The organism is Haloferax sp. s1 (assembly GCF_058382125.1).
The window spans coordinates 1-2,832 of sequence record NZ_JBZRPK010000304.1 but is presented as its reverse complement, the minus strand read 5'-3'; the positions used below and the strand labels follow the sequence as shown (position 1 = coordinate 2,832).

The following is a 2,832-nucleotide window of genomic DNA, read 5'->3' as shown; positions in this document are numbered from 1 at the left end:
TTCCGTCGTCCGTAGGGCCCTCCGCAGATTCGGCATGCGCCGGCCCGGAATCCCGCTCGACCCGCTTGCGTCCGGAGCAACGGAGTCGGTCGGGAGTCTGCTTATCGCGTCCTACTCGGCGATGCAGTTCCTCGCCGCACCGTTTTTGGGCCGTCTCTCCGACAACCGGGGTCGCCGACCCGTGCTCTTGCTTTCTCTCTCCGGGAGCGTTATCGCGTGGCTACTGTTCGGTCTCGCCGGGTCACTCACTGTGCTCTTCGTCGCGCGTATGCTCGCCGGGACGATGGGTGGAAACATCGCAACCGCGCAGGCGTATATTGCCGACATAACGTCCGCCGAGGACCGTGCGAAAGGACTCGGACTTCTCGGGGCCGCGTTCGGTCTCGGTTTCGTTTTCGGCCCTGCACTCGGTGGCTTCTTCGCCAGTGCACCGGTCATTGCTGCCGCACGTAACGTGCTTCCGGCCGTCGTTCCGGTCTCGGAGTTCTCGTTGCCGAGTTTCGCGGCCGCGCTTATCACCGGACTTAATCTCCTCGTCGCATTCTTCGTCCTTCCCGAATCACGACCACCTGAAGTACGGAACGCGACACCTGAACTCGACGAGGGGCGCAAGTCGCGCGAGTCGCGTATCGAGCAACTCCTGTCTGCGCTCCGCACGCACGGACTGGGGACACTCGTCGCCTCGTTTTTCCTCGTCTCGTTTGCCTTCTCCGCGCTCGAAAGTCAGTTTATCTTCCTCACGAACGAGCAGTACAGCTACGGAGCGACCGAGAACGCTGTCATCCTCACCTACGTGGGAATCGTCCTCGCGGTCGTTCAGGGAGGTCTCGTCGGCCCGCTGACCGACCGCTTTGGCGAGTATCGCCTCGCTGTTGGTGGGGCCGCGATTCAGGTTGTCACCCTCGCCGCCGTTCCGTTTTCGCCGGTGTTCGGGTCGTACCTTCCCGACGTGGGGAGAGTTCTCCCGGTTGGCCCGACGCTCCTGCCGGGCGTACTCATGCTTCTCGCCGTCATGACGCCGCTGTCGTTCGGAAACGCCCTTACAAACGTCTCATTAAACACGCTCGTCTCGCGGTCCGCGGGTGACGAAGAACAGGGCGGCGCGTTCGGTCTCACACAGAGCGCTGGAAGCCTCGCACGGACGTTCGGCCCCGCGCTCGCGGGCGGTCTCTACACCGGAATCGGGTTCTGGGCACCGTTCGTCGTCGGTGGAGTGCTGATGATTCCGATTCTCGTTCTGCTCGGGCGGTTGGACCACAGGACTATCGCGGCGACGACGGCGTGAAAAAAAAACCGCTGACTCGGCGTTGGGGCCGCTTCAGGCTGGTGTCGGACCTTCCGGGGCCGGCGAGTCGTCGTCGGTACGGAAGCTTGAAACGAGGTCGAGCGACTCGTCGACGCTGCCGAGGAGGAACAACGAGTAGTACCGGAAGAACGTCACGACGGGCATCTGTGCGACTGCTCCGACTGCGACGGCCGTGAGGAAGAACAGAAGTCCGAGGATACCGAAGGCGACCAACCCAGCCGTAGAGAAGACGGGGACGTTTGCAGCCACGAAGACGAGAGCCAGTCCCCCGCCGACGATGGCGAACGGGATGGCAGCGACGAGTAAGAGAAGGAGCGTGGCGATGCCAACGCCGATGTTGACGAGAGCACCGAGGACTAGCCGGACGATAACGTAGAGACCGAACTCGGAGAACTCTGCCCGGAACACCGGGAGGACGCGCCGCACCGACGAGATGACGTGTCGGTCCTCGGCTATCATCGTCGGGACGACGAAGTCGGTGGTTAACCGCAGGGCGATGCTGAGGAGGAAAAGCACCAGCAACCCAAAGAAGATCAGTGGTATCGCAAGGAGGAGTAGTGCATTCGACACCGCAATTCCACCCATGAGAACTCCAAGGACTGGCACAGCTATCAGTAACAACCCGGCGAATACCAACTCGGCCTTGAACAGGAACAGTCTCACCCCGAGTCCGAGACGCTCGCGAAACGGCTTTCGGATGCTGACATCCTTCGAAACGACGCCGTCGACGAGGACGAACTCCATCACAGAGCCGATAAAGATTCGGATGAGGACGAAAAGAATGAAAAGCGCCACTAACGAGACGATTGCGATACCGACGGTTCTCGGCGTGACGAAGCCCGGAAGCGAGTCGACGGGGGCCCCTCCTGCTCCGCCCGTATCGGTGGGGACGGAGGACGCGGAGTTTCCGGCACTGCTACCTCCACCTCCGAACCCTCCGACAAAGAAGGCAATAAGTGCGAGTCGCGCCCACCGGCCAGCGTCGAACGGGAGAAGGAGCGACGTTGTCGCGTCGCGAGCGTCGTCCAAGGCGTCGATTGCTTTCCAACTCATATGTGTGACTGTGGAGTCACATCTGATAAAGGTGTCCGAGAGACGGATTGTTTACTGTTCGTACGCATCTCACGCCATAAAAACGCGAGTTTGAGCGTTTGTACAGTGTCGTGCGCGGACGGAACGAAAGTTAGCGTAGCCGGTACGGTGCTCAGTGTAACCGGGACAGTATCACTCGTTGATAGCGGCGAGTGGGTCGAGGAAGCCAGCGCCGTAGTACGATTTGTCGTAGTCCTCGGGGACGCTCGCGGTGCGTTTTAATTTGGACTTAACTTGGTTGGCGCTCAGGTTCGGCTGAACGGACCGAACCAGTGCGCCGGCGGCGGCGACCTGCGGTGCAGCCATCGAGGTTCCGGCCTTCCAGCCGTAGTCGTTCGTCGAGCCGACGTAGTTCCCGTCGTCGTCATACGAGGGCGTCGAGACGGTGCTGTACACGAGGTCGTAGAACCACGTGTCGGGATGCGTCTCTTGTG

3 protein-coding genes are annotated in these 2,832 nt (G+C 61.3%); 1 reads left to right on the top strand and 2 read right to left on the bottom strand.

Going from position 1 to position 2,832, the window contains the following annotated elements; all coding sequences use genetic code 11:
* A partial coding sequence (locus tag QT222_RS03315) for an MFS transporter (RefSeq protein WP_491476302.1) occupies positions 1-1,285 on the top strand: 1,285 nt, incomplete at its 5' end.
* A 33-nt stretch (positions 1,286-1,318) separates the two neighbouring features.
* Here QT222_RS03315 and QT222_RS03310 read toward each other — a convergent pair.
* Both QT222_RS03310 and QT222_RS03305 read right to left on the bottom strand, forming a co-directional pair.
* Positions 1,319-2,359 (bottom strand): DUF7544 domain-containing protein, encoded by a 1,041-nt coding sequence (locus QT222_RS03310; RefSeq protein WP_491476301.1) that lies wholly within the window; start codon positions 2,357-2,359, stop codon positions 1,319-1,321.
* Between the two features lie 171 nt (positions 2,360-2,530).
* The coding region (locus QT222_RS03305; protein WP_491476300.1) for a S8 family serine peptidase at positions 2,531-2,832 on the bottom strand (302 nt) is incomplete at its 5' end.

Coding starts and splice junctions, on each gene's coding strand:
- QT222_RS03310 (WP_491476301.1), bottom strand. CDS start 2,359: ATGAGTTGGAAAGCAATCGACGCCTTGGACGACGCTCGCGACGCGACA.